This is a genomic window from Alloyangia pacifica (genome assembly GCF_900116195.1).
Lineage (GTDB): Bacteria > Pseudomonadota > Alphaproteobacteria > Rhodobacterales > Rhodobacteraceae > Salipiger > Salipiger pacificus.
In genome coordinates this window covers 144,990-167,476 of record NZ_FOZW01000005.1, presented here as the reverse complement: position 1 = coordinate 167,476, position 22,487 = coordinate 144,990, and the positions used below count along the sequence as shown (strand labels likewise).

The 22,487-nt window shown below is 67.7% G+C and carries 17 protein-coding genes; 15 read left to right on the top strand and 2 right to left on the bottom strand.

All coding sequences use genetic code 11. The features are described 5' to 3' along the window. The 6 genes from glgX (at position 1) to BM397_RS12210 (ending at position 9,575) form a co-directional block, all read left to right on the top strand. Entirely contained in the window at positions 1–2,070 is a 2,070-nt protein-coding gene (glgX, locus tag BM397_RS12235) for a glycogen debranching protein GlgX (protein ID WP_092424344.1), read from the top strand. Beyond that, complete coding sequence (treZ, locus tag BM397_RS12230) at positions 2,067–3,782, top strand: malto-oligosyltrehalose trehalohydrolase (protein WP_092424342.1); 1,716 nt, start codon at positions 2,067–2,069, stop codon at positions 3,780–3,782. The genes glgX and treZ overlap by 4 nt, the downstream gene beginning before the upstream one ends. Then, entirely contained in the window at positions 3,779–6,013 is a 2,235-nt protein-coding gene (treY, locus tag BM397_RS12225) for a malto-oligosyltrehalose synthase (RefSeq protein ID WP_092424340.1), read from the top strand. Before treZ ends, treY begins: the two co-directional genes overlap by 4 nt. A gap of 356 nt (positions 6,014–6,369) precedes the next feature. After that, positions 6,370–7,359 (top strand): ABC transporter substrate-binding protein, encoded by a 990-nt coding sequence (locus tag BM397_RS12220; RefSeq protein ID WP_092424338.1) that lies wholly within the window; start codon positions 6,370–6,372, stop codon positions 7,357–7,359. 115 nt (positions 7,360–7,474) lie between these two features. After that, a complete protein-coding gene (locus tag BM397_RS12215; RefSeq protein WP_092424336.1) occupies positions 7,475–8,515 on the top strand; it encodes an ABC transporter permease in 1,041 nt (346 codons plus the stop codon). 10 nt (positions 8,516–8,525) lie between these two features. Then, complete coding sequence (locus BM397_RS12210; RefSeq protein WP_092424334.1) at positions 8,526–9,575, top strand: quaternary amine ABC transporter ATP-binding protein; 1,050 nt, start codon at positions 8,526–8,528, stop codon at positions 9,573–9,575. Between the two features lie 164 nt (positions 9,576–9,739). Here BM397_RS12210 and BM397_RS12205 read toward each other — a convergent pair whose 3' ends face one another. Next, positions 9,740–11,158, bottom strand: coding sequence for an NAD-dependent succinate-semialdehyde dehydrogenase (locus tag BM397_RS12205; RefSeq protein WP_425425933.1), 1,419 nt, complete (start codon positions 11,156–11,158; stop codon positions 9,740–9,742). A gap of 355 nt (positions 11,159–11,513) precedes the next feature. Here BM397_RS12205 and coxB point away from each other — a divergent pair, with 355 nt between their 5' ends. Genes coxB through BM397_RS12180 form a run of 5 tightly spaced genes read left to right on the top strand, consistent with a single transcriptional unit; the run spans position 11,514 to position 17,103 of the window. Continuing rightward, on the top strand, positions 11,514–12,473 hold the full coding sequence (coxB, locus tag BM397_RS12200) for a cytochrome c oxidase subunit II (protein WP_092424332.1): 960 nt from the start codon (positions 11,514–11,516) through the stop codon (positions 12,471–12,473). Between the two features lie 7 nt (positions 12,474–12,480). Beyond that, on the top strand, positions 12,481–15,036 hold the full coding sequence (ctaD, locus tag BM397_RS12195; RefSeq protein WP_092424330.1) for a cytochrome c oxidase subunit I: 2,556 nt from the start codon (positions 12,481–12,483) through the stop codon (positions 15,034–15,036). After that, entirely contained in the window at positions 15,036–15,443 is a 408-nt protein-coding gene (locus tag BM397_RS12190) for a hypothetical protein (RefSeq protein ID WP_092424328.1), read from the top strand. The genes ctaD and BM397_RS12190 overlap by 1 nt, the downstream gene beginning before the upstream one ends. After that, entirely contained in the window at positions 15,437–16,015 is a 579-nt protein-coding gene (locus tag BM397_RS12185; RefSeq protein ID WP_092424326.1) for a cytochrome c oxidase assembly protein, read from the top strand. The genes BM397_RS12190 and BM397_RS12185 overlap by 7 nt, the downstream gene beginning before the upstream one ends. Next, positions 16,012–17,103, top strand: coding sequence for a c-type cytochrome (locus tag BM397_RS12180; RefSeq protein ID WP_245696062.1), 1,092 nt, complete (start codon positions 16,012–16,014; stop codon positions 17,101–17,103). Before BM397_RS12185 ends, BM397_RS12180 begins: the two co-directional genes overlap by 4 nt. A gap of 125 nt (positions 17,104–17,228) precedes the next feature. Here BM397_RS12180 and BM397_RS12175 read toward each other — a convergent pair whose 3' ends face one another. Then, positions 17,229–18,509: an NtaA/DmoA family FMN-dependent monooxygenase gene (locus tag BM397_RS12175; RefSeq protein ID WP_092424324.1), complete on the bottom strand. Its 1,281-nt coding sequence runs from the start codon at positions 18,507–18,509 to the stop codon at positions 17,229–17,231. Between the two features lie 104 nt (positions 18,510–18,613). On the opposite strand from BM397_RS12175, the gene BM397_RS12170 reads away from it, so the two are divergent. The 4 genes from BM397_RS12170 to BM397_RS12155 are packed head-to-tail and all read left to right on the top strand — an operon-like array spanning position 18,614 to position 22,461. Then, positions 18,614–19,432: an ABC transporter ATP-binding protein gene (locus BM397_RS12170; protein ID WP_245696061.1), complete on the top strand. Its 819-nt coding sequence runs from the start codon at positions 18,614–18,616 to the stop codon at positions 19,430–19,432. Further along, positions 19,429–20,433: a FecCD family ABC transporter permease gene (locus BM397_RS12165; protein WP_092424322.1), complete on the top strand. Its 1,005-nt coding sequence runs from the start codon at positions 19,429–19,431 to the stop codon at positions 20,431–20,433. The genes BM397_RS12170 and BM397_RS12165 overlap by 4 nt, the downstream gene beginning before the upstream one ends. Then, positions 20,430–21,473 (top strand): iron ABC transporter permease, encoded by a 1,044-nt coding sequence (locus BM397_RS12160; protein WP_092424320.1) that lies wholly within the window; start codon positions 20,430–20,432, stop codon positions 21,471–21,473. The genes BM397_RS12165 and BM397_RS12160 overlap by 4 nt, the downstream gene beginning before the upstream one ends. A gap of 19 nt (positions 21,474–21,492) precedes the next feature. After that, positions 21,493–22,461 (top strand): ABC transporter substrate-binding protein, encoded by a 969-nt coding sequence (locus tag BM397_RS12155; RefSeq protein ID WP_092424319.1) that lies wholly within the window; start codon positions 21,493–21,495, stop codon positions 22,459–22,461. Positions 22,462–22,487: the final 26 nt, after the last annotated feature.

Genomic DNA, 22,487 nt, shown 5'->3' with positions numbered 1-22,487 from the left:
ATGATCGACCCCCGCGACGTGACCATCGACCCCGCCCGCTCGCGCCCCGACCAGCTCGGCGCCCGCTACGACGACGCGGGCACCAACTTCGCGCTGTTCTCGGACCACGCCGAGGCGGTGGAGCTGTGCCTCTTCGACGAAAATGGCGAGGAGGAGCTGGCCCGGCTGGAGCTGCCGCGCGCCGAGGGCGGCATTTTCTTCGGCTACTGTCCCGACCTCGGACCGGGGCAGGCCTATGGCTACAGGGTGCACGGGCCGTTCGATCCCGGGAACGGCCACCGCTTCAATCCGAACAAGCTGCTGCTCGATCCCTATGCCATGGCCATGCGCGGTCAGCTGACGTGGGACGACACGCTCTTTGGCTACCCGGTGGGCGGCTCGGACCTCGACGTCGACACCCGCGACAGTGCGCCCTTCATGCCGAAGGCGGTGGTCGCCGACCCGGTATTCGACTGGGAGGCCGACGCGGCGCCGCGCCTGCGCTGGCAGGACACGGTGATCTACGAGGCACATGTGAAGGGTCTGACCATGCGCCACCCCGGCGTGGTGCAGGCCGACCGTGGCACCTTCCGCGCCCTGGCTTCGGATCCGATCATCGAGCACCTGCAGAAACTTGGGGTTACCACCATCGAGCTGCTGCCGATCCACGCCATGGTGCAGGACCGCCACCTGATGGAGCAGGGGCTGCGCAACTACTGGGGCTACAACACGCTCGGCTTCTTCGCGCCCAATCGCACCTATCTGGCCACCGAGGACGTGCGCGAGGTGCGCGCCGCGGTCAAACGCTTCCACGCCGCCGGGATCGAGGTCATCCTCGACGTGGTCTACAACCACACCGCCGAGGGCAACGAGCTGGGCCCGACCCTGTCGTTCAAGGGCATCGACAACGCCAGCTACTACCTGCTCTCGCCCGAGAACCGTCGCCACGGTTTTGACACCACCGGCACCGGCAACACGCTCAACGTCGCGCATCCGATGGTGCTGCGCATGGTGATGGACAGCCTGCGCTACTGGGTCGAGGCGTTTCACATCGACGGTTTCCGCTTCGATCTTGCCTCGACGCTGGCGCGCGAGCCCGACGGGTTCGAACGCGAGGGGGCCTTCTTCAACGCCATCCGGCAGGACCCGGTGCTGAGCCAGATCAAGCTGATCGCCGAGCCCTGGGACGTCGGCGAGGGGGGTTACCAGGTCGGCGGTTTCCCCTGGCCCTTCCGCGAGTGGAACGACAAGTTCCGCGATGATGTGCGGAGTTTCTGGCGGCGCGATCCGGGCAAGCTGTCGGGCCTGTCGGAGCGCCTGATGGGCAGTCCGGTGCAGTTCGACCATTCGCACCGCCCGGCGACCTCCTCGGTGAATTTCGTCGCGGCGCACGACGGCTTCACCCTGTGGGACACGGTCTCCTACAATGACAAGCACAACGAGGCCAACGGCGAGGGCAACCGCGACGGCCACGGCCACAACATCTCGGACAATATGGGCCACGAGGGAGCCACGGACGACCCGGGGATCGACGCCGCGCGTGAGCGGCGGGTGAAGGGGATGCTGGCGACGCTCTTCCTGTCGCATGGCGTGCCGATGCTGCTGGCCGGCGACGAGATGGGCCAGACCCAGTACGGCAACAACAACGCCTATTGTCAGGACAATGAGACCACCTGGATCGACTGGGACGCCGCGCGGCCCGGGCTGGTCGAGGCGGTGTCGGCGCTGACCGCGCTGCGCCGCGAATGGCGTGGGCATCTCGCACCCTACGGCTTCTGGCCGCGCCCCGAGGCCACCGAGAGCCTCTGGCTGCACCCCGAGGGGCGGCAGATGTCGGCGCAGGACTGGCAGGATGGCGGGCTCTTCGCGGTAGGCCTGCGCCACCATCAGGAAGACTGCCCGGACCTGCTGATCCTGATCAACGGCGGCGAGGCCTGCACCTTCACGCTGCCCGAGGGCGACTGGGAGCTGATCCTCGACACCGTGCGCGACCAGGTGGCCTGCCTCGAGGCAACTGGCGAGAGCCTGATCGTCGGGCCACAGGCGATCGCAGTGTTGCGCGATCGCGGCGCGGTCGGAGACACGGCATGACCGCGTCGCCGACCTGGGGTGCGCAGCCGCTCGGCGACGGGTTGTGGCGGTTCGCGATCTGGGCACCGGCGGCACGGCGGGTCGCGCTGCTGCTCGACGGGCGCGAGATCGCGATGGAGGCCGCGCCCGGCGGCAGCTGGCAGTGCCGCGTTCCGGCGCGGGCGGGCATGAGCTACCTCTTCCGGATCGACGGCAGGGATCTGCCCGACCCGGCGGCGCGCGCACAGCTCGGCGGGGTTGAGGGGCCATCGGTGACCGTGGATCCGGGCGGCTTCGACTGGGGAGCGGGCTGGCCGGGGCGACCGTTGGAGGAGGCGGTGATCCTCGAGCTGCACGTCGGCACCTTCACCCCCGAGGGTACCTTTGCCGCCGCCGCCGGCAGGCTGCCCGATCTGGCGGCGCTGGGGATCACTGCGGTCGAGCTGATGCCGGTCTCGCAATTCGCCGGGCGGCGCGGCTGGGGTTACGACGGCGTTCTGATCCGCGCGCCGCATCCGGCCTATGGCACGCCGGACGAGATGCGCGCCTTTGTCGCCGAGGCGCAGCGCCAGGGCATCATGGTGCTGCTCGATCTGGTGATGAACCACTTCGGCCCCTTCGGGAATTTCCTGCCGGGCTACGCGCCGCAATTCTTCACCGATCGGCCAACGCCTTGGGGCGACGGGATAGACTTTAACCGTCCAGAGGTGCAGGCCTTCTTCCGCGAGGCTGCGCTCGGCTGGCTGCGCGAGTACCGGCTCGACGGCTTCCGCTTCGATGCGGTGCACGAGATCCGCGACGGGCAAGATCAGCGTTTCATGCGCGAGCTGGCCGCGGCGATCCATGCGCTGGACCTCGGGCACCCGGTCCACCTCATCTGCGAGGACGAGCGCAACCTGCCGCACCTGCGCGAGGCCGGCTTCGATGCCGAGTGGAACGACGACTGGCACAATGCGATGCACGTGGCCCTCACCGGAGAGACACAGGGCTACTACAGCCGTTTCGCGCGCGACCCGTTCGGCGATCTGGCGCGCGCCCTGGCGCGGGGCCAGGTGGACGAGGGGCAGCCGCATCCCGAGGAGGCGCGCGGGGCCGAGGCCGCACATCTGCCCTGGACCGCCTTTGTCAACGCCAACCAAACCCACGACCAGATTGGCAACCGCGCGCTTGGCGAGCGGTTGATCACCTTGATCGGCGACGCACCGGCGCGGGTGCTGCACGCGGCGCTGCTCTGCATGCCCTTCCTGCCGATGCTCTTCATGGGCGAGGAGGAGGGCAGCGAGGCCCCGTTCCTCTTTTTCTGCGACCCGCCGGACGAGGCAGGGCGGGCGGCGGTGCGCAAGGGGCGCGGTGCCGAGCTGACGCGCATCGGCTACGACCTGGCGGGCATGCCCGATCCCACCGGGGTCGAGGCGATGGAGGTCTCGCGTCCCGATCCGCCGCGGGATCCGGAGCGCGCCGGGGCCTGGCGCGACCTGACCCGCGAGTTGCTGGACCTTCGCGCGCGCCGCATCGTGCCGCTGCTCAAGTCGGGCAAGACCGGGATCGGCGAGGTCACCCGCCACGGTGCCCGCGCCTTTGCCGTGCGCTGGCCTTTCGAGACAGGCGAGATCCGCATGCTGCTGTCGCTGGGCGCGCCCGCCACCGGGGCGGCGGCGCTGGCGGAGCCGGATTTCCGTCTCGGCGATCCCATGCGCGATGCCTTCGGACTCGAAGTGGAAATCACCGGATGACGCCGCGCGTTGCCACCTACCGCCTGCAGCTCCGTCAGGGGATCGATTTCGACCGCGCCGCAGAATTGCTCCCGCATATCGCGGAGCTCGGCGCGAGCCACCTTTACCTGTCGCCGATCTTCACCGCCGAGAGCGGTTCGACCCATGGCTACGACGTGGCCGACCCGGCCGAGATCGACCCGGTTCTGGGCGGCCGTGCGGGCTACGAGCGGCTCGCCGTCGCGGCACGGGCGCAGGGGCTGGGGATCGTGCTCGATCTCGTACCGAACCACACCGTGCTCAGCCCCGAGAACCCCTGGCTGCACGATGCACTGACCCATGGGGCGGACAGCCCCTACGCGAAGTTCTTTGACGTCGACTGGCGCTCCGGGCTGATCCTGCCGATCCTGCCCGAGACGCCGGAGCAGATGATCCGCGACGGCGCTTTCGAGATCGACCGCGACGCGCAGCGGCTGACGTGGGAAGGGGGCTGGCTGCCTCTGGCACCGGGCAGCGTCGGGGAAGGCGTGATCGAGGAGGTGCTCGCGCGCCAGCACTGGCGGCTACGGCACTGGGAGCGCGAGCGCAAGCAGCTGACCCACAGGCGCTTTTTCAACGTCACCACGCTGATCGGCATGCGCATCGAGGAGCGCGAGGTCTTCGACGCGATGATGGCGCTACCACTGGCGCTGGTCCGCGACGGGCTGGCCGAGGGGCTGCGGATCGACCATGTGGACGGCCTCGCCGACCCCGGGCAGTACCTGCGTCGGATGCGCGCGGCGCTGGGGCCGGAGGTGCCGATCTGGATCGAGAAGATCCTCACCGGCGAGGAGGCGCTGCCGGACTGGCCGGTGACCGGCACCACGGGCTACGAGGCGAACGACCGGATCACCCGGCTGCTGCTGGACGGCGCCGGGCTGGACCGGCTCGATGCCATCTGGCGCGGAGCGACCGGGGCGCGGGGCGATTACGCCGCCACCTGCCGGGCGGCGCGCGCGCAGATCCTGTCGCACGAGTTGGCCGCGGAACTGGGCGAGATGACCCGGCGGGCCATGGCCGCTCTGGCCGAGACGGGCGTCGCGGCGGAGGAAGGCCCTGTGCGTGATAGTCTGCGGGCCTTGCTCATCGCCTTCCCGCGCTATCGCAGCTACATCGATGCCTACGGCCCATCGCCGGAGGACGAGGCGCTGCTGGCGCAGAGCGTGGCGGAGGCAGCGGCGCAACTCGGCGACCGCCGGATCCTGAGCGCTATTCAGCGGGTCCTGCTGTCGCCCGCGGGCGCGGCGGGCAGGGGCTTTCTGCGCCGCTTCCAGCAGGTCACCGGCGCGGTGGTGGCCAAGGCGCAGGAGGACACCGCCTTCTACCGCCACACGCGCTGCCTTGCCGAGGCCGAGGTCGGCTCGGAACCGGACGCGCCACCGCTTTCGCCGCAGGACTTCGAAATGTGGTGCAGCGAGCGCCTGCAGCGCTGGCCGGGCGCGCTCACGCTGGGCTCGAGCCATGACACCAAGCGGGCCGAGGATGCCCGCGCGCGGCTCATCGCTCTGACCCACATGCCGGAGAACGCTGCGGTGCTCTGGCGCCAATCCGAGGCGCTCGACGTGCCGCATCCGCCCGAGGCGGCGACCCGATGGTACATCCTGCAATCCGCGCTGGCGCTCTGGGAGCCGGAGCGCGACGATCTGGAAGAGCGGCTTGCGGCACATCTGGAAAAGGCCCTGCGCGAGGCCAAGGAATTGACCCAATGGCACGACCCCGACGAGGCCGCAGAGGCCCAGGCCGCGGCCTTCGCGCGGGCACTGCTCGCGGCCTGGCGTCTGGAGGAATCTGAGCCGCTGCGCGCGGTGATCGCGCGCGGAGAGCGGCTCTCGCTGACGCAACTGGCGCTGCGCTGCATGATCCCAGGGGTGCCGGACATCTACCAGGGCAGTGAGACCGGCCTGTTTGCGCTCACGGATCCGGACAATCGCGCGCCGCTCGATCCGAAGGCGCGGATCACCGCGTTCGGGGCCCGCAAGCGCGCGTTGCTCTGCGAACTGCTCGACTTGCGCCGACGGTATCCCGAGGTCTTCGCACGCGGGAGTTGCCGGATTAAACAGGTGGGTGACTCGCTGCGCTTGGTTCGTGACCTCGGCGAGGTGGCGGTCACGCTACGCTTTTCCCATAGCGGCGCAACCGAGCCGGCCGTCGCGGCATCCTCGGCCGTCAAAGCCCGGGGGGCGCCCGGTCCCCGGTCCTCGGGCGCGCTTTAGAACGCTGATCCAGCGCGCGGCCTGTGCGGCCGGATTTCTTTCCCGCAAACTCCGTTCCTTCCCCTGGGGCCTTGCTTCGGCATCCCGGTGCTCGCCAATGGCGTGGGTACCACCGGTTTTGCCGGTCGTCGGGTGGAACGACCTGAATGGGGGCTGCAGGACGCTATGGGCGTCCCGTGGCGCGGGGTTTCCGGGAGCATCGGTTTGCGTTCCGTTGCGAGAGCTGTTAGCCGACGCTTCGATGATGAAAGTGAAGCGCACATTGAAGCCACCTGTAGTGGCTTGAAAATGCTGGACCTCATAAAGAGAGCCGCCACTTTCACGCAAATCTACTTTACAAAACTAAGGAGAACCTCATGCGTTCGTCGAAGCTTTTCTCGACCGCACTGGCCGCCACGCTTGCGATGCCGATGGCGGCATCGGCCCAGGAAGACGGGGCCAGGCAGTGCGGCGAGGTGTCGATCGCCCAGATGGGCTGGGCGGCGGCCGAGGTCACGACCAATATCGCCAAGTTCCTGCTCGAGCAGGGCTATGACTGCGACGTGAGCCTCGTGCAGTCGGACACCATCCCGGCGATCACCTCGGTGGCCGAGAACGGCGAGCCGGACGTGGTGACCAACCTGTGGCTGAACTCGGCCGGCGAGGCCTACACCAAGCTCGAGGAAGGCGGCAGCATCAAGCGTCTGGCCTCTGTGCTCGAACCGGGCGGAGTCGAGGGCTGGTGGATCCCGACCTCTCTGGCCGAGGAACACCCGGAGCTGACCACCATCGAGGGCATCCTCGAGAACCCCGAACTGGTGGGCGGCCGTTTCAACAACTGCCCCGACGGCTGGGGCTGCCGCGTGGTGTCGGACAACCTGTCGCGCGCCTTCGACCTGGAAGGCAACGGCATCGAGGTGTTCAACCACGGCTCCGGCGAGACCCTGGCGACCTCGATGGGCGCCGCGGTCACCGGCGGCGAGCCCTGGTTCGGCTACTACTGGGGGCCGACCGTGCCGCTCGGCAAGTACGACATGACCCGCGTCAAGCTCGGGGAATACGACGAGGCCAAATTCGCACCGCTGCAGAACCCGAACACCCCCGATCCGCAGGTCTCGGACTTCCCGGCCGCGCCGATCCTAACGGCGGTCACCACGGATTTCGCGGATGAAAACCCGGAGGTCACCGAGTTCTTCAGCAACATGACCTTCAGCACCGACCAGATGTCCGGTCTGCTGGCCTGGAAGGACGAGAACAACGCCTCCAACGAGGAGGTCGCGGTGCACTTCCTCAGTACCTCCGGCGAGACCTGGTCCGGCTGGGTGAACGATGCCGCGCGCGAGAAGCTCTCGGCGCTGCTGCAGTAAGACAGATGCCCCCCGTGGCACACAGCCGGGGGCAGCCCATTCCGACGGGGCCGGATCACCGGCCCCGTCTTCCGTTTTTCACAACAAGGGCGGGCCATCTCGGTCCGACAGACACATGGCAACCTATGACGGCCTTTTCGACACTTTGGGGCTGAGAGACTGGTGCGACGGAGGGGCCTCGGATGGCCCGATGTCGATGGCCGACCTCATGGCCAAGGCCCAAGGTGGCGACAAGGCCGGCGATACCTCGCTCCGCGACCTTCCTTTTCCCTCGCTTGACGCGCTGCATGACGCCTGCGCCGCCATCCCCCAGTCCCGCGACCTGACCAAGGGGCTGGAGACGGGCTTCCTGGGCATCCGCGACGCGCTGCGCATCGTGGTGGACCCGCTGACCCAGCCGCTGAGCTGGGCGCTGGAGAGCATGCTTCACCTGATGACCGACACGCCTTGGTGGATCATGGTGCCGGTCCTGATGCTGATCACCTGGGCGGTGAGCCGGTCGTGGAAGATCGTCGGCTTCGTGGCGTTGGTCATCGCCGGGCTGGCCTTTGTCGACCACTACGAGGTGGCGATGCAGACGCTGGCGATCATCTTCGTCTGCGCCTTCATCTGCGTGCTGATCGGGGTGCCCATCGGCATCGCCATGTCGCGCAGCGACCGGCTGCAGAACATCGTCACGCCGATCCTCGACATGCTTCAGACGCTACCGCCCTTCGTCTACCTGATCCCGCTCATCTTCCTGTTCTCGGTGACCGAGCCGAAGCTCTACGGCATCGCGGTGATCCTCTATGCCATCGTGCCGGTGGTGCGGCTGACCAACCTCGGGATCCGCCTGGTGGACCCGGACGTGATCGAGGCCGCCGACGCCTTCGGCATGACCAGGCGGCAAAAGCTCTTCGGGGTGCAGATCCCGCTGGCCCTGCCCAATATCATGGCCGGGGTGAACCAGACGATCATGATGTCGCTCGCCATGGTGGTCATCGCCTCGATGGTCTCGGCGCCCGGTCTCGGTATTCTCGTACTGCGCGGCATCCGCAACCTTGAGCTGGGCACCGGCCTCGTCGCCGGCCTCGGCATCGTGGTGCTGGCCATTGCGCTCGACCGGGTGACCAAGGCCTCGCTTGCACGTATCGACGCCAGCCAGGCGCAACGCTGAGGAGATGACGATGACCGACAAGACCGTGAAAGTCTCGATCCGCAACCTCTACAAGATCTTCGGCGAGGACCCTGCAGCGGCGCTCGCCGAGGTGAAGAGTGGCACCTCCAAGCCCGAGCTGCTCGACCGCACGAACCATGTGCTCGGGCTCAACGACATCAACGTCGACATGAACGAGGGCGAGATCACCGTGATCATGGGCCTTTCGGGCTCGGGCAAGTCGACGCTGATCCGTCATCTCAACCGGCTGATCGAGCCGACCGCCGGCGAGGTCCTTGTGAACGACGAGGACATCCTGTCGTGGAAGGACACCCGGCTGCGCCAGCTGCGCCGGGAAACCATGTCGATGGTGTTCCAGAAATTCGCCCTGCTACCGCACCGCACCGTGCTGGAGAACGCTGCCATGCCTCTGGCGACGCGCGGCGTGGCGCAGGAGGCCCGCGCGGCCGAGGCGCGCAAGTGGCTCGAGCGGGTCGGCCTCTCGGGGCAGGACGATCAGTATCCGCACCAGCTTTCGGGCGGCATGCAGCAGCGCGTTGGCATCGCCCGGGCGCTGGCGTCTAATTCGGACATCATGCTGATGGACGAGGCCTTCTCGGCGCTCGATCCGCTGATCCGCACCGACATGCAGGACCTGCTGTTGGAGCTGCAGTCGGAGCTGCACAAGACCATCATCTTCATCACCCACGACCTCGACGAGGCGCTGAAGCTCGCAGATCACCTGGTGATCCTCAAGGATGGCGCCGTGGTGCAACAGGGCGAGCCGCAGGCGATCCTGCTGAACCCCACCGATCCCTACATCGAGGAGTTCGTCGCGGACATCAACCGCGCCCGCGTCCTTCGGGTGCGCTCGATCATGACCCCGGCGGTCCCGGCGGGCGAGATCGCCGGCGAGGTGGCCCCGGGCGACAACCTCGAGAGCGTGATCGCCCGCGCCGGTGGCGACGTCGCGCAAACTTTCCGTGTCGTGCGCGACGGTAAGACCCTCGGCTATCTCGGGATGCCGGACATCATGCGCGCGCTGGTCCCCCGCCGGTCGAGCGGGGCTTCTGCGGCGTGAATGTCGATGGCGGCGTGCCCCGGCTGACGCGCGCGGCGCCACCTTCGGCGGACGGGACAGCATAGAAAAGAAGGTTGGGCGACAGCGCGCGCTGCCGCCCAACCAAACCCAGGGTGCCGCGATCGCAGACCCCCTATATCGCCGGGCCCTGGGTTCCCCAGCCGTCAGGCCGCGACCGCGATGGCCTTTGCATTGACGAACTCGTGCACCCCGAAGCCACCGTGCTCGCGCCCGTAGCCGGAATTCTTGACGCCGCCGAAGGGCATCTCCGGCGTCGCGAGGTTGAAGTGGTTGATGAAGACCATGCCGGTGTCGAAATGCTTTCGGGCAAGCTCCGTGGCGTAACCGACATCCTTCGAGAAGATGCCGCCGCCGAGGCCGAAGCGGCTGTCGTTGGCGATGCGCATGGCGTCTTCGTCGTCCTTCGCCCTGATCACCGAGGCGACGGGGCCGAAGAGCTCATCGTCGTAGGCCGGCTGGCCCGGCGCGACATCGACGAGCACGGTGGCCGGGTAGTAGTAGCCCCGCCCCTCGGGCAGCGTGCCGCCGCAGGCGATGCGGGCACCTTTCTCGACGCTGTCCTGCACCTGCTTGTGCAGCGTGTCGCGCAGGTCATCCCGTGCCATCGGCCCGAGTCCGGTCCCGTCCTTGTTCGGGTCGCCGGAGATCACCTGCGACATCGCCTCGACGTAGCGCGCGACGAATTCGTCGTAGACCGCGTCGGTCACCACGAAGCGCTTGGCGTTCACGCAGGTCTCGCCGTTGTTGTAGATGCGCCCCGCGACGCAGGTTTTGACCGCGAGATCGAGATCGGCGTCCTCGAGCACGAGATAGGCATCGTTAGATCCGAGCTCGAGAACGGTCTTCTTGAGGTGCTCGCCCGCCTTCTTGGCGATGACGCTGCCGCCGGCGGCGTTGCCGGTCATCGTGACGCCGCGCACCAATTCGTGGGCGATCAGCTTGTCCGACTGGTCGTGATCGATGGTCATCACGGTGAACAGGTTCTCGGGCAGGCCGGCCGCCGCGTAGATCTCGCGCAGCAACAGGCCGCTGCCGGTGCAGTTGGCCGCGTGCTTGAGCAGCACGCCGTTGCCGGCCATCAGGTTGGCGATGGAGTGGCGCACGGCCTGATAGGCGGGGAAGTTCCACGGCTGGATGCCGTAGATCACACCCACCGGCGAATAGGCGATGATGTCCTTGCGCCCGTCCGTCAAAGCGCGGGTTTCATCCGCCAGCACGTCCGGGCCCTGTTTCGCGGTCCATGCGCAGATGCCGGCGCAGAGGTCGATCTCGTCGCGGCTGTCGCCGATCAGCTTGCCGACCTCATCGGTCATCAGCTGCGCCAGTTCTTCCTTGCGTGCGGTGAGTTCCTCTCCGATGCGGGCGATGATCCCGGCGCGCTCTTGCGCCGGTCTCTGCCGCCAGTCATCGAAGGCGCGGTGGCAGGCGGTCAAGGCGTCGAACATCTGCTCATCGCTCATCAGCTCGTACTGCGCGAGTTCTGCCTCTGTGGCCGGGTTGATCGTGGTGATCTTGTGGTCGGTTATGTTCCGTCCTTTCGCGTTTGGCCGTTGCTTGCCCAACGCTGCGTACCCAACGCTGCGTACCGCCGCGCTTGTTCCCTCGGCCTCCTACACCTGCGCGTGAAAGGACAGGGAGGTATATCGTTCAGGTTGCGGGAGCGTGGCTTGGTAAGCCTGATGTGTGAGCTTTGAATTAGGTCGCGTCGAAGCGAGCGACCAAGGGTTTTCCGTTTGGCGCTACGTGAGGGAGCGGTCGGGGTCCTCCCGGCAGCAACTCCCTCGGCGAGTGGCAGGCATCAATCGTGGGGCAGAGCCGGTCTCCGCGCGGGAAACAGACAGTCGAGCTTCATTATGGACAAGTTCGAAGTTCGCAATACCTCAGAGCTTCCAGACAATTCGTCCTTGAGGACCCTTTGTGAAAAGTCTCGCCTCGCTTGCTCTCGTCTTATTCCTCGCAGGCTGCGAAGGGCGGCATAACTGGCTCGCCGGCGCTGGCGAGGAGGCCCGTTCGGTCGAGACGCTGTTCTGGGTCTTGCTGGCCGGGGCGGCAGTGATCTGGACGCTGGTGATCGGCGCCGCGACCTACGCCCACCGCGCCGAGGCCAAGCCCGAGCGCGAGCAGGAAGCCCGCCGGTTCATCATCTGGGGCGGCGTCGCGCTGCCGGTGCTGGTGGTTGGCGGGCTGCTGATCTGGGGCTTGCTGATCCTGCGCGACATCACCGCCGATGACGGCGCGCTGACCGTGCGCGTGGATGGCGAGCGCTGGTGGTGGCGGGTGATCTACGACACCCCGGAGGGCCCGGTGACCACCGCCAACGAGATCCGCCTGCCGCTCGGCGAACGGGCCCTGTTCCGCCTCACCGCCGACGACGTGATCCATTCGTTCTGGGTCCCTGCGCTGGGGGGCAAGATGGACATGATCCCCGGACGCGAAACGACGCTGGCGCTGACCCCGCGCGAGCTGGGCAACTGGGGCGGGCTCTGCGCCGAGTTCTGCGGCGGTGCCCATGCGCTGATGCGCTTCGATGCGATCGTCATGGAGCCCGAGGCGTTTGACGCGTGGCTCGCGCACGAGGCGCAGCCGGCACAGGTGGCCGAGGGCGATGCGGGCTTTGCGGTGTTCGACGAAGAGGGCTGCGGCGCTTGCCATACCATTCGCGGCACCGAGGCGCAGGGGCCGGTCGGGCCGGATCTGACGCATCTGGCGTCGCGCGACAAGCTCGGGGCGGGCATCTACGACATGACAGCCGACAACATGGCGCGCTGGATCACCGATACCCATGAGATGAAGCCCGATATCGACATGCCCGCCTATCCGGGCCTGCAAGGCGAGCGGCTCGACGCGCTCGTGACTTTTCTCATGAGTTTGGAATGAGCCGCGCATGACCGAAGAGATCGACCTCTCCAAGCTCCCTCCCGCCGAGCCCTACGACAAGGCACGCGACGAGGCGCAGCGCGCGCGGCTGATGAAGGTCTGGGAGACGCCGACCGGCTGGCGGCGCATCTCGGCGGTGAACAACTCGTCCGTGGGCAAATGGTACCTGCTGACGTCCTTCGCCTTTTTCACCTTTGCCGGGTTCCTCGCGCTGCTGATCCGCGCGCAGCTGGCGGTGCCGAACAACGATTTGCTGTCGCAGAGCCTCTACAACCAACTGTTCACCCTGCACGGCACGGCAATGATGTTCCTCTTCGCGGTGCCGATCTTCGAGGCGGTGGCGATCCTGATCCTGCCCGAGATCCTCGGCGCGCGCGACCTGCCTTTCCCGCGCCTATCGGCTTTCGGCTACTGGTGCTTTCTGATCGGCGGCATCTTCGTCTGCGGCTCGGTGTTCTTCGGCGTCGCGCCGGACGGCGGCTGGTTCATGTACGCGCCGCTGTCGTCCAATCCTGATTACAGCGGCCTCGGGGCTGACATCTGGCTGCTGGGGTTGTCGTTCATCGAGGTCAGCTCCATCGCCGCCGCGGTCGAGCTGATCGTCGGCGTGCTGAAGTCGCGTCCGCCGGGTATGCGGCTGAACCTCATCCCGCTCTACTGCTGGTACGTGCTGGTGGTGGCGGGGATGATCCTCTTTGCCTTCCCGCCGCTGATCGCCGGGGATCTGCTGCTGGAGATGGAGCGCGCCTTTGACTGGGCCTTCTTCGATCCCGACCGGGGCGGAGACCCGCTGCTCTGGCAGCACCTCTTCTGGATCTTCGGCCATCCCGAGGTCTACATCATCTTCCTGCCCTCGATCGCGCTCATCGCGACCATCCTGCCGACCTTCGCCGGGCGGCCCATGGTCGGCCATTCGTGGATCGTGCTCTCGGCGGTGGGTGTCGCCTTCCTGTCGTTCGGCCTGTGGGTGCACCACATGTTCACCACCGGCCTGCCCGAGATCTCGCTCTCGTTTTTCTCGGCGGCTTCCGAGGCGGTGGCGGTGCCGACGGGCATCCAGATCTTCTGCTTCATCGCGACCATGCTGGTCAGCAAGGTCCGCCGCTCGGTGCCGATGCTCTTTGCCGGCGGCGCGCTGGCCATTTTCGTCTTCGGCGGGCTCACGGGGGTGATGGTGGCGCTGGTGCCTTTCGACTGGCAGGCGCATGACAGCTACTTCGTCGTCGCGCATCTGCATTACACGCTGATCGGCGGCATGCTCTTCCCGCTCTTCGCGGGCGTGCACTACTGGTACCCCTTCGTGACGCAAAAGCGCATGTCGGACCGGCTCGGGCGCTGGAGCTTCTGGCTGATGTTCGGCGGCTTCAACCTTGCCTTCCTGCCGATGCACTGGACCGGGGTGATGGGCATGCCACGCCGGGTCTGGACCTATGATGTCACGGATGGCTGGGCGGTGCTCAACATGGTCTCGACCATCGGCGCCTTCATTTTCGCGGCGGGCTTCGTCGTGCTGGCGGTCAACGTGCTCTGGCCGCGCGGCAAGGCGCCGCTGGTCGAGCGCAACCTCTGGAACGCCGGCACGATGGAGTGGAGCGCCGAAGTGCCCGACAAGCCCTGGGGCGTGCGCTCTATCCCCTATATTCACACCCGCTACCCGCTCTGGGAGCAGAAGGAGCTGCTCGGCGAGATGGACCGCGGCGAATGGTTCCTGCCCGACGCCGAGGAGGGCAAGCGCGAGCTGATCATCACCGACATCCTCGATGCGCGCCCGCTCTACGTCCAGCGGGTCGGCGGGCCGAGCTACCTGACCATCGGCGCGGCCTTCTGCCTCGGCGCGGTGTTCATCCTTGCCACCTTCCACCTATGGACGTTGACGCTCCTCTTCGGTGCGGGCTTCGTCGGCTTCACGCTCTGGTGGCTCTGGACGGGCACCTCGGAGATCCCGGAAAAGCCCGAGAAGCCGGCAGGGCGTGGGCTGGTCCTGCCGACCTATGCGCAGGGCAACAGCTCGCCCGGCTGGTGGGCGGTGTTCATCACCATGACCGGCGACATGACCGCGTTCATGGGGCTGGTGTTCAGCTATTTCTTCTACTGGACCGCGCTGCCGGATTTCCTGCCGGGGGCCGCCAAGTTGCCGGGCTTCGGCTGGCTGCTGCTGGGTCTGGCACTGCTGCTGGCAGGCTGGGTCACGGCGCTCGCAGCGCGCGAGCGGCTGGCAGGCGGCAGCACCGGACAGGCGATGGGCTTGCTGGTGGGAGGCGTGCCGCTTGCCGCGCTGGGGATCGGGGCTTGGTGCTGGGCGGCCTGGAGCGCCGGGCTCGACCCCACCGAGACTTCCTTCGATGCCACCGTCTGGGTGTTGATCCTCTGGTTGGGGCTGCACCTGCTGCTCGACGCGGTGATGCGGCTCTACGTGGCGGCGCGCATCTGGCGCGGGCGCTGCACGCCGCGCTACCGGGCCGATTGCGTGAACCTGACGCTCTTCACCCATTTTCTCGCGCTGACTGCGGTGGTGACCTTCGCGCTGCTGGCGCTGTTTCCGATGCTGATGGGAGGGATGTGATGGCGGGTCGCAAGAAGATCGTCCCCCCCGGCGAGGCGCCGCGCGTTATCGATCAGGGTTCGGTCTGGATCCTCGTCGCCGCGCCTTCGATCTGGGCCGCGCATTTCCTGCTCAGCTACTGGGTCGCGGCGATCTGGTGCGCCAAGCTCGGGCGCGGCACCCCGCTCGCCGAGCCGCGCTGGATCATTGCCGGGCTCGGAGTGCTCTGCATCGCCGCGATCGTGGGGCTGGCGGCGCTGGCAATCCGCCGCTACGGCGGGGTCTTTGTCATCTTCGAGGAAATCACCGAAAGCTCGGAGCGGGCGCGCGACAGGTTCGTCGGCCACGTGGCGCTGCTGCTCTGCGTGCTCTCGGCGGCGGCCATCGTCTTCACGGTGATCCCCGGCATGGTCCTGGGCCAATGCTGAGTCCGCGCCGCCTCCTGGCACTGGCGCTGCTGGCGGCGTTCTGGCTGGGGCCGCTGCCCGGGCTGGCGGCGGGCTCGATGGTGCTGCACATGGTGTTGCATCTGGGCGTGACCGCCGCGGTGCCCGCGCTCTGGGCTCCGACCCTGCGGCTGCCCTCGGGCGCAATGGCGCTGGTGCTGGGCGCGGTGGCAGAGATGCTGGTGGTCTGGGTCTGGCACCTGCCGGCGATGCACCTCTGGGCGCGGCTGAGCCTGACCGGTCTTGTTCTGGAGCAGGGAAGTTTTCTCATTGCCGGGATGATGCTCTGGGCCACGGTGCGCGCGGCGGGCGGCTTCGGAGGCGCGGTGGTGCTGCTGGCGACAACCATGCACATGACCCTGCTCGGCGCGCTGATCGGTCTCGCGCCGCGCACACTCTACGGGGACATTTGCGCCGGTCACCTCGGCCTGTCGGCACTGCAGGAACAGCAGGTGGCCGGCGCGCTGATGGCCGGGGCCGGCGGGGCGATCTACCTCGTCGCGGCGCTGCGTCGGCTGGGTCAGGCGCTGGAACTCAAGGAGGCGCAGGCATGAGGCTGAAACGCTGGATCATCGCGGCGATGGGAGGCGCGGGGGTCGCCGGCGCGGCCTTCTTCTGGTTCGCGCCCTACAATATCGCCGCTTCGGTGCCGCATCTCCCCGGCGTGGGGGAGGTGCTGCACCAGTATCTGCGCAACGCGGTGCGTGTGCGGGCGGATCGGGTGGAAGTGCCGCGGCACGTTGACCTTGACGACCCGGCGCTGATCCGCCTCGGCGCCGGACATTTCGCCACCGGCTGCCAGACCTGCCATGGCGCGCCGGGCATCCCGCGCAACCCGGTGGTGGAGGGGATGCGCCCCGAGCCTCCGATGCTGACCTCCGAGGACTTCGAGCCCGAGGAGTTCTGGTGGGTCGCCCGCCACGGCTTCAAGTATACCGGCATGCCGAGTTGGCCGGGCGAAGGGCGCGACGACGAGCCCTGGGCGCTGGCGGCCTTCCTGCCACGCTACGACAGCTTTGACCGCGCGGGCTACGAGGACGTCGCCTTCGGCCGTGCCGGGGGCTATGAGAGCGACGGCGTCCGCTTCGGCGGCCTGCCCGGGGCCATCCCGCAGGAGCTGGCCTGCGCGCGCTGCCATGGCGAGGACGGTCTGGGCCGCGATGGCACAGCGCCGAAGTTGGCAGGCCAGTCGGAAGAATGGCTGGCGCAGGTGCTCGAGGCCTATGCCAAGGGGCATCGGGAGAGCGGCTTCATGGAACCTATCGCCATGCCCCTGAGCGCGGAGAGCCGTGCCGGGATCGCCGCGCGCTACGCCGCGATGAGCGGTGCATGGCAGGGCAGGGCGCTGCCCTTCGGCGATGCGGAGCGGGGCCGCGCGCTGGCGCAGCGCGGAGACGAGCACGAGGACATTGCGAGCTGCGCCTCCTGTCACGAGAATGGCGACGATGGCCTCACGCCCAAACGCGCGGACACGCCGCGGATCGCCGGGCAGGATGGCTACTGGCTCGTCAACTGGCTGCAACTCTACCGCGACGGGCCGGTGCCGGACACTCCGCGCGCCCATCTCATGCAGGCAGCAGCGCGGAATCTCACGGAGCAGGACATCGACGATCTCGCGGCCTACTACGCGCAAAGGCAGTGAGGCCACCCTAATTCGGCCTGAAAGACGCCTTCCGATGTGCTGAGGTCAAGGCGCGGCGAGGAAGGGGTGATCGTCCCTAGCCCAGCCGAACTCCCGGCAGCCGAAAGTCCCGGGGGCGCGGCGGATCACTGTCCTGCGACGCCGAGGTGAGTGGCAAAATCCCTGCCTTCATAGCCCTTGCGGAACCGCCCGTCCTCGGCCAGTGCGGCCGGAACGGTGGCAAGGGTGAGATCGAGGCAGGGGACCGAACCGCCGGGGAAGAGGATGATCCCGTCCATTGCGCCCTCATCCGCCCAGTCCCGGATGGCGTCGATGGCCTGCCCGGGCGTGCCGATCACCTGCCAATGCGCCGAGCCGAGTACCTCGGGCGCCGCGAGCAACTCATCGAGGGTCGGCTGGGACCGGGCAATCTTGCGGTGCAGCAGTTCGGCGTGCGTGCGGCTGCGAAGGCCTTTTGCCAAGGGCGGCAGATCGGCCGCGGTGATATTTCGGGTGCCCTCCCAGTCCGAGAGATCGAGACCGATCATCGCTGTCAGCTTGGCGAGTTTCTGTGCCCTGCTCGTCCCTGCATGCGTGTCGCGGTAGAGCTCCTGCGCTTCTGCCTCGGAGTCGGCGAGAAACAGGCTCAGCCCCGGCATGACGCGGACGGCATCGGCGGGTCGGCCTTGTGCCTCGGCGCGGCGGCGCAGGTCGGCGCGCAATTCGATGGCCGCCGCCTTGTCGGGGCAGGCAGCAAACGTTCCGTCGGCGATGCCCGCGGCAAAACCACGTCCGACGTCAGAGGCGCCGGCCTGAAAGAGCGGCAGCGGTGCGGAATGGCCCATGGCGCCAAGCGGACCTTCGATTTGATAATAGGCTCCCTCGAACTTGATCGGCTCGGGAACGGTGGCGCTGTCATAGAGGCCCGCACCGCGGTCGATGGTCTCGCCGCCTCTCGGACAGGTCTGCCAGAGCGCTCGGATGGCCTGCACCGCTTCGGCGGCACGGGCGTAGCGGTCTTCGGCGCTCGGCATCTCGTCGAGTCCGAAATTGCGCTGCCCGTCGAGGCTGGTGACGATGTTCCAGCCGGCGCGGCCGCCCGAAAGCCAATGCAAGGTCATCAGCGCGCGGGCGAGGATATAGGGCGGAAAGAAGGTGGTCGAAGCGGTGGTCAGCAGCCCGATGTGCGAAGTGTGCCCGGCCAGAAGCGTCATCAGCAGGGTCGGGTCCGAGCCGCTGCCGCCGGGCCGCTTCGCCATGCCCGGTGGCGGCGCGCCGAGGCTGTCGGGGCGGAAGACAAAGTCGAGATGCGCCGCCTCGGCGCGCTGCGCCAGTTCGATGAAGAAGCGCGGGTCCGACAGACGTTCGACCTGACTGTCCTCGCGCCGCCACGCATCTCCCGACAGCCAGGTGGGCGCGAGGGTCATGCCGATATGGAGCTTCTTTCGGATTGGGGCCACCGGGGGTCGCCTTTCTGCGGGGAACTTGCGAGGATTTTGGTTGTTGACGGTTTTACTATGGAATATGAGTTTTGCAATCCGAAACGCATTTTGTGGTGCGATACGTGCTCAAAGCCATATGCCTCAACGTTTCGATCGGACGGCGTCCGATCCTGAAGGATGTCTCGGTGGACTTCCGGGCGGGCCGCTTTACGGCGCTCATCGGGGCGAACGGCAGCGGAAAGTCGACACTGTTGCGCAGTCTGATGGGGCTTGCGCCGGTGCAGTCCGGTCAGGTGCTTGTGGAGGAGACGCCGCTCTCCGGGATGAGACCTCGGCAGATCGCGCGCCGAATGGCCTATCTGCCACAGACGAATGTCTGCCCGGATCACCTGACCGTTGGCGAACTGGTGGAACTGGCCGGCTTCGCGCGCACCGGATTGTTCGGCACGGTCGGCGATGCCACGCGCGCGCAGTTCCGCGAGGCGCTGCGCACGGTGGGGTTGGACGGGGCGGAGGCGACGCAGGTCAGCAGACTGTCGGGTGGCCAGCGGCAGCGGGCGTTCATCGCCATGGTGCTGGCTCAGGACACGCCGCTGCTGATGATGGACGAGCCGGTGAACCATCTCGACCTCAAGTACCAATATGCCGTTCTCGATCTTGTGCGCGGGCTCGTGACGGAGCAGGGAAAGACGCTGATCATGGTCCTGCACGACCTCAACCTGGCGCTGTCCTACGCTGACGACGTGGTTGTCCTGGAGGACGGCCGCGTGCTGACGCAGGGCCCGGCCCGGGAGGTGCTGGATTCGGCCACCGTCGCGCGGGCCTTCGGCGTCGAGGCGGAGATGAGTCGGCTTGGCGAGCGCCTCGTCTGCCTGCCGAAGGGCGCGCGCATGGTTGGCCGCACGTGAGATTTGCCGTCACGCTTCTCGGAGGGCTGGCGCTGCTTCTGGCTGCCGCTGCGGCGAGCCTGGGCCTTGGTGCCACCGCCATTGCGCCGGGTGAGGTTGTGGGTGCCTTCCTGGCTTTCGACCCCGACAACCTGGACCACTACCTGGTGCTCACGCAGAGGCTGCCGCGGACCCTGATCGCGGCTTATGTCGGTGCTGTCATGGCCGTGGGCGGCGCGGCGATGCAGGGTGTCACCGGCAATCCGCTGGCCTCCCCCTCGACGCTCGGGGTGAGCGCCGGCGCCATGCTGGGGATGTTGCTTTCGGTCTATGGCTTCGGCGCGGGGCTTGGCGTTCAGGGGCTGTCGGCGCTGGCGGGCGGTTTTGCCGGTTTCGCGATGACCCTGGCGGTGGCGCGGATGACAGGGCTCGGGCCCGATCCGCGCGGGTTGCCGCTGATCCTGTCGGGGGCGCTGACCGGCATGCTGCTTGCCGGGCTGTCCGGGGCACTGCTGTTGACCGATCCGGCGCGGCGGGCCGAGTATCTGAGCTGGCTTGCGGGCAATATCAACCATTTCTACGCCGATCGGCTGGTCGCCTTCTGGCCGCTGGGGCTTGTGGCCACGCTCACTCTGCTGGCCCTGGCGCGCCCGCTCACGCTGATCGGTCTCGGCACCGAGCGGGCGGCGGCGATGGGCGTTCGGGTGCGGCCGGTGACGCAGGCGGCGCTGGCGGCGGTGGTGCTGGGGGCAAGTTCAGCCACGGCAATCTGCGGACCGATCGCCTTTGTCGGCCTCGTGGTGCCGCATCTGGTCCGCCCCTTCACGGGGGCGCATCTGGCCCGGCTGCTTCCGGCTTCGGCGCAGGTCGGCGCGGCGCTCTGCCTGCTGTCGGACGTTCTGGCGCGGCGTGCCTTTGCGCCCTTCACCCTGCATACCGGCGTGCTGCTGGAGCTGGTCGGAGGGGTCTGCTTCGGCGTGCTGATCTACAGGCTCTACCTTCGCCCGGGCGCGGCGCGATGACCCGGCGGCTCGACGGATACCGAGTCTGGCGCGTGGCGGGGGTCGAGACGCGCCGCATCGATCTTGGTGTTGCGCTGGCGTTGCTGGGAGTGGCCGCGGTGCTCATCGTCGCATCGCTCACCGTGGGCACGACGCCGGTCGCGCTCAGCGATCTTCTGCCCGGTCAAGGTATGGACGACGCGCAGCGCTACGCCGCGCTCACCCTGCGCCTGCCGAGGGCGATGACCGGGTTCCTGGCGGGGGCCGCCATCGCCGCGTCGGGGGCGATGCTGCAATCGCTGACCCGAAACCCGATCGCCGATCCCGGGCTTCTGGGGCTGGCACAGGGATCGCTTCTGGCGATCCTGCTGGCCCTGATCCTCTTGACGAACCTGCCGCAGGGCTGGGTGCCGTTGATCGGCTGCGCCGGTGGGCTGGGCGTCGCGCTTTTCCTCGCGCGGGTCACTGCGCAGAGCCGGACGGGCGATGCGCTCGCGCTTCTGCTGCTGGGGCTGGCGGTGGAGACGACACTTTCGGCGATCACCTCGATCGTCATTCTCTACGCGCCGACGGACCTCTCTTTCAACGTCTCGGTCTGGCTCGCGGGGTCGCTCTTTCAGGCGGGGTGGGGGTCGCTCGGGGCGATGCTGCCATGGCTCGCTTTGTCCTTGCCGCTGCTCTTCGCGGCGGGGCCAATGCTGCGGCTGCTGGAGCTGGGCGAAGAGCATGCCCATGCGCTGGGGCTCAGTCTGCGCGCGGCGCGGCTGACCGTTCTGCTGACAACCGTGCTGCTGACCTCGGCCGCGGTGACCGTGACAGGCCCCTTGGTCTTTCTCGGTGTCATGGCACCGCATATCGCCGGGGCCCTGCTGCCCAGCTCGGGCCGGGCGCGGCTGCTCCTGAGTGGCCTCGTCGGAGGCATCTTCGTGGTCGGTGCCGATTGCCTGTCACGGAGCCTTGGCACCGAGATCGGATTGCCCATCGGTCTTTGCCTGACGTTGCTCGGCGTGCCCCTGTTCATTGTCACCCTGCGACTGCGGATGCTGCGTCGCGCCATGTGAGACCTGTGAGGATTTCTTGATGCAACGACACCTGCTGCTTCCGCTTTTCCTGAGCGTCCAGCTCGCCGCTCCGTTCGCCCATGCCGAAGGCCGGGCGCTGACCGACGACACCGGGCGCTCCGTCGTGGTGCCGGACAGCCCGGAGCGCATCGTCGTCACGCATGATCCCTTGCTCGGGGTCCCGATCCTCGATATCGGCGGTCGGATTGTCGGCAGCTACGGCCGGACCGATGACGGCGGCTCGCTCGCGGCGGTCGATTTCATCGACACCGTGCTGGGCGAGGATGCCGTGCCGCTGCGGCCCAAGGGGGTCGGCCCTTCGGGACAGATGGATTTCGAGAAGCTGCGTGCGCTGGATCCGGATCTGATCATCGGGTCGGAGTACAACGCCGGTATCGTCGAGCAGCTGGCGCAGATCGCACCGACTTACCTGCAGAACACCGGCACAGGGCGGGTGCGCGGCTTCGAGGTGGAGCAGAGCCTTGCAGGGGTGCTGGGCTTGGAAGACGCCTTAGCCGCGCGGTTTTCGGCATATCAAGAGGCGCTTGCCGGAACGCGTGATGCACTGCCCGGGAGTCCCGAGGGAAAAAGCTACCTGGTGGTCATCGCCCATGACGATCTGCGTCTTGTTGGCGAGACCTCGGGCGTGATCCAGGCGCTGGAAGACCTCGGCTATGCCCGTGCCGAGGTCGAGGGGCTTGGCGAGGGCAACGGGCTGGGCTCGAACTTTGCGGTTCCGCTGAGCCCCGAATTGTTCATGCGGCTCAATCCCGATGTGCTGGTGCTGATGAACTCCTACACCGGCAGCGAGCGGGATGAGGCCTCGACCCGCGCCAAGCTGGACCGTATCGCTCCCGGATGGGCGCGCTTCCTGCGGCCCGAGAAGGAGGCGCGCACGATCTATATCGATAGCGCCAAGGTCTCGACACCCTCGATCGCGAGCGCCGAGCACGCGCTGGCGGCGGTGCGGAACTGGGCGGCGGACTGACGTCGCGCACCACAGGATCTGACAAA

Excerpts from the sequence above, each read along its gene's own strand:
- glgX (WP_092424344.1), top strand. The coding sequence starts at position 1 with ATGATCGACCCCCGCGACGTGACCATCGACCCCGCCCGCTCGCGCCCC.
- treZ (WP_092424342.1), top strand. The coding sequence starts at position 2,067 with ATGACCGCGTCGCCGACCTGGGGTGCGCAGCCGCTCGGCGACGGGTTG.
- treY (WP_092424340.1), top strand. The coding sequence starts at position 3,779 with ATGACGCCGCGCGTTGCCACCTACCGCCTGCAGCTCCGTCAGGGGATC.
- BM397_RS12220 (WP_092424338.1), top strand. The coding sequence starts at position 6,370 with ATGCGTTCGTCGAAGCTTTTCTCGACCGCACTGGCCGCCACGCTTGCG.
- BM397_RS12215 (WP_092424336.1), top strand. The coding sequence starts at position 7,475 with ATGGCAACCTATGACGGCCTTTTCGACACTTTGGGGCTGAGAGACTGG.
- BM397_RS12210 (WP_092424334.1), top strand. The coding sequence starts at position 8,526 with ATGACCGACAAGACCGTGAAAGTCTCGATCCGCAACCTCTACAAGATC.
- ctaD (WP_092424330.1), top strand. The coding sequence starts at position 12,481 with ATGACCGAAGAGATCGACCTCTCCAAGCTCCCTCCCGCCGAGCCCTAC.
- BM397_RS12190 (WP_092424328.1), top strand. The coding sequence starts at position 15,036 with ATGGCGGGTCGCAAGAAGATCGTCCCCCCCGGCGAGGCGCCGCGCGTT.
- BM397_RS12185 (WP_092424326.1), top strand. The coding sequence starts at position 15,437 with ATGCTGAGTCCGCGCCGCCTCCTGGCACTGGCGCTGCTGGCGGCGTTC.
- BM397_RS12180 (WP_245696062.1), top strand. The coding sequence starts at position 16,012 with ATGAGGCTGAAACGCTGGATCATCGCGGCGATGGGAGGCGCGGGGGTC.
- BM397_RS12175 (WP_092424324.1), bottom strand. The coding sequence starts at position 18,509 with ATGACCCTCGCGCCCACCTGGCTGTCGGGAGATGCGTGGCGGCGCGAG.
- BM397_RS12160 (WP_092424320.1), top strand. The coding sequence starts at position 20,430 with ATGACCCGGCGGCTCGACGGATACCGAGTCTGGCGCGTGGCGGGGGTC.
- BM397_RS12155 (WP_092424319.1), top strand. The coding sequence starts at position 21,493 with ATGCAACGACACCTGCTGCTTCCGCTTTTCCTGAGCGTCCAGCTCGCC.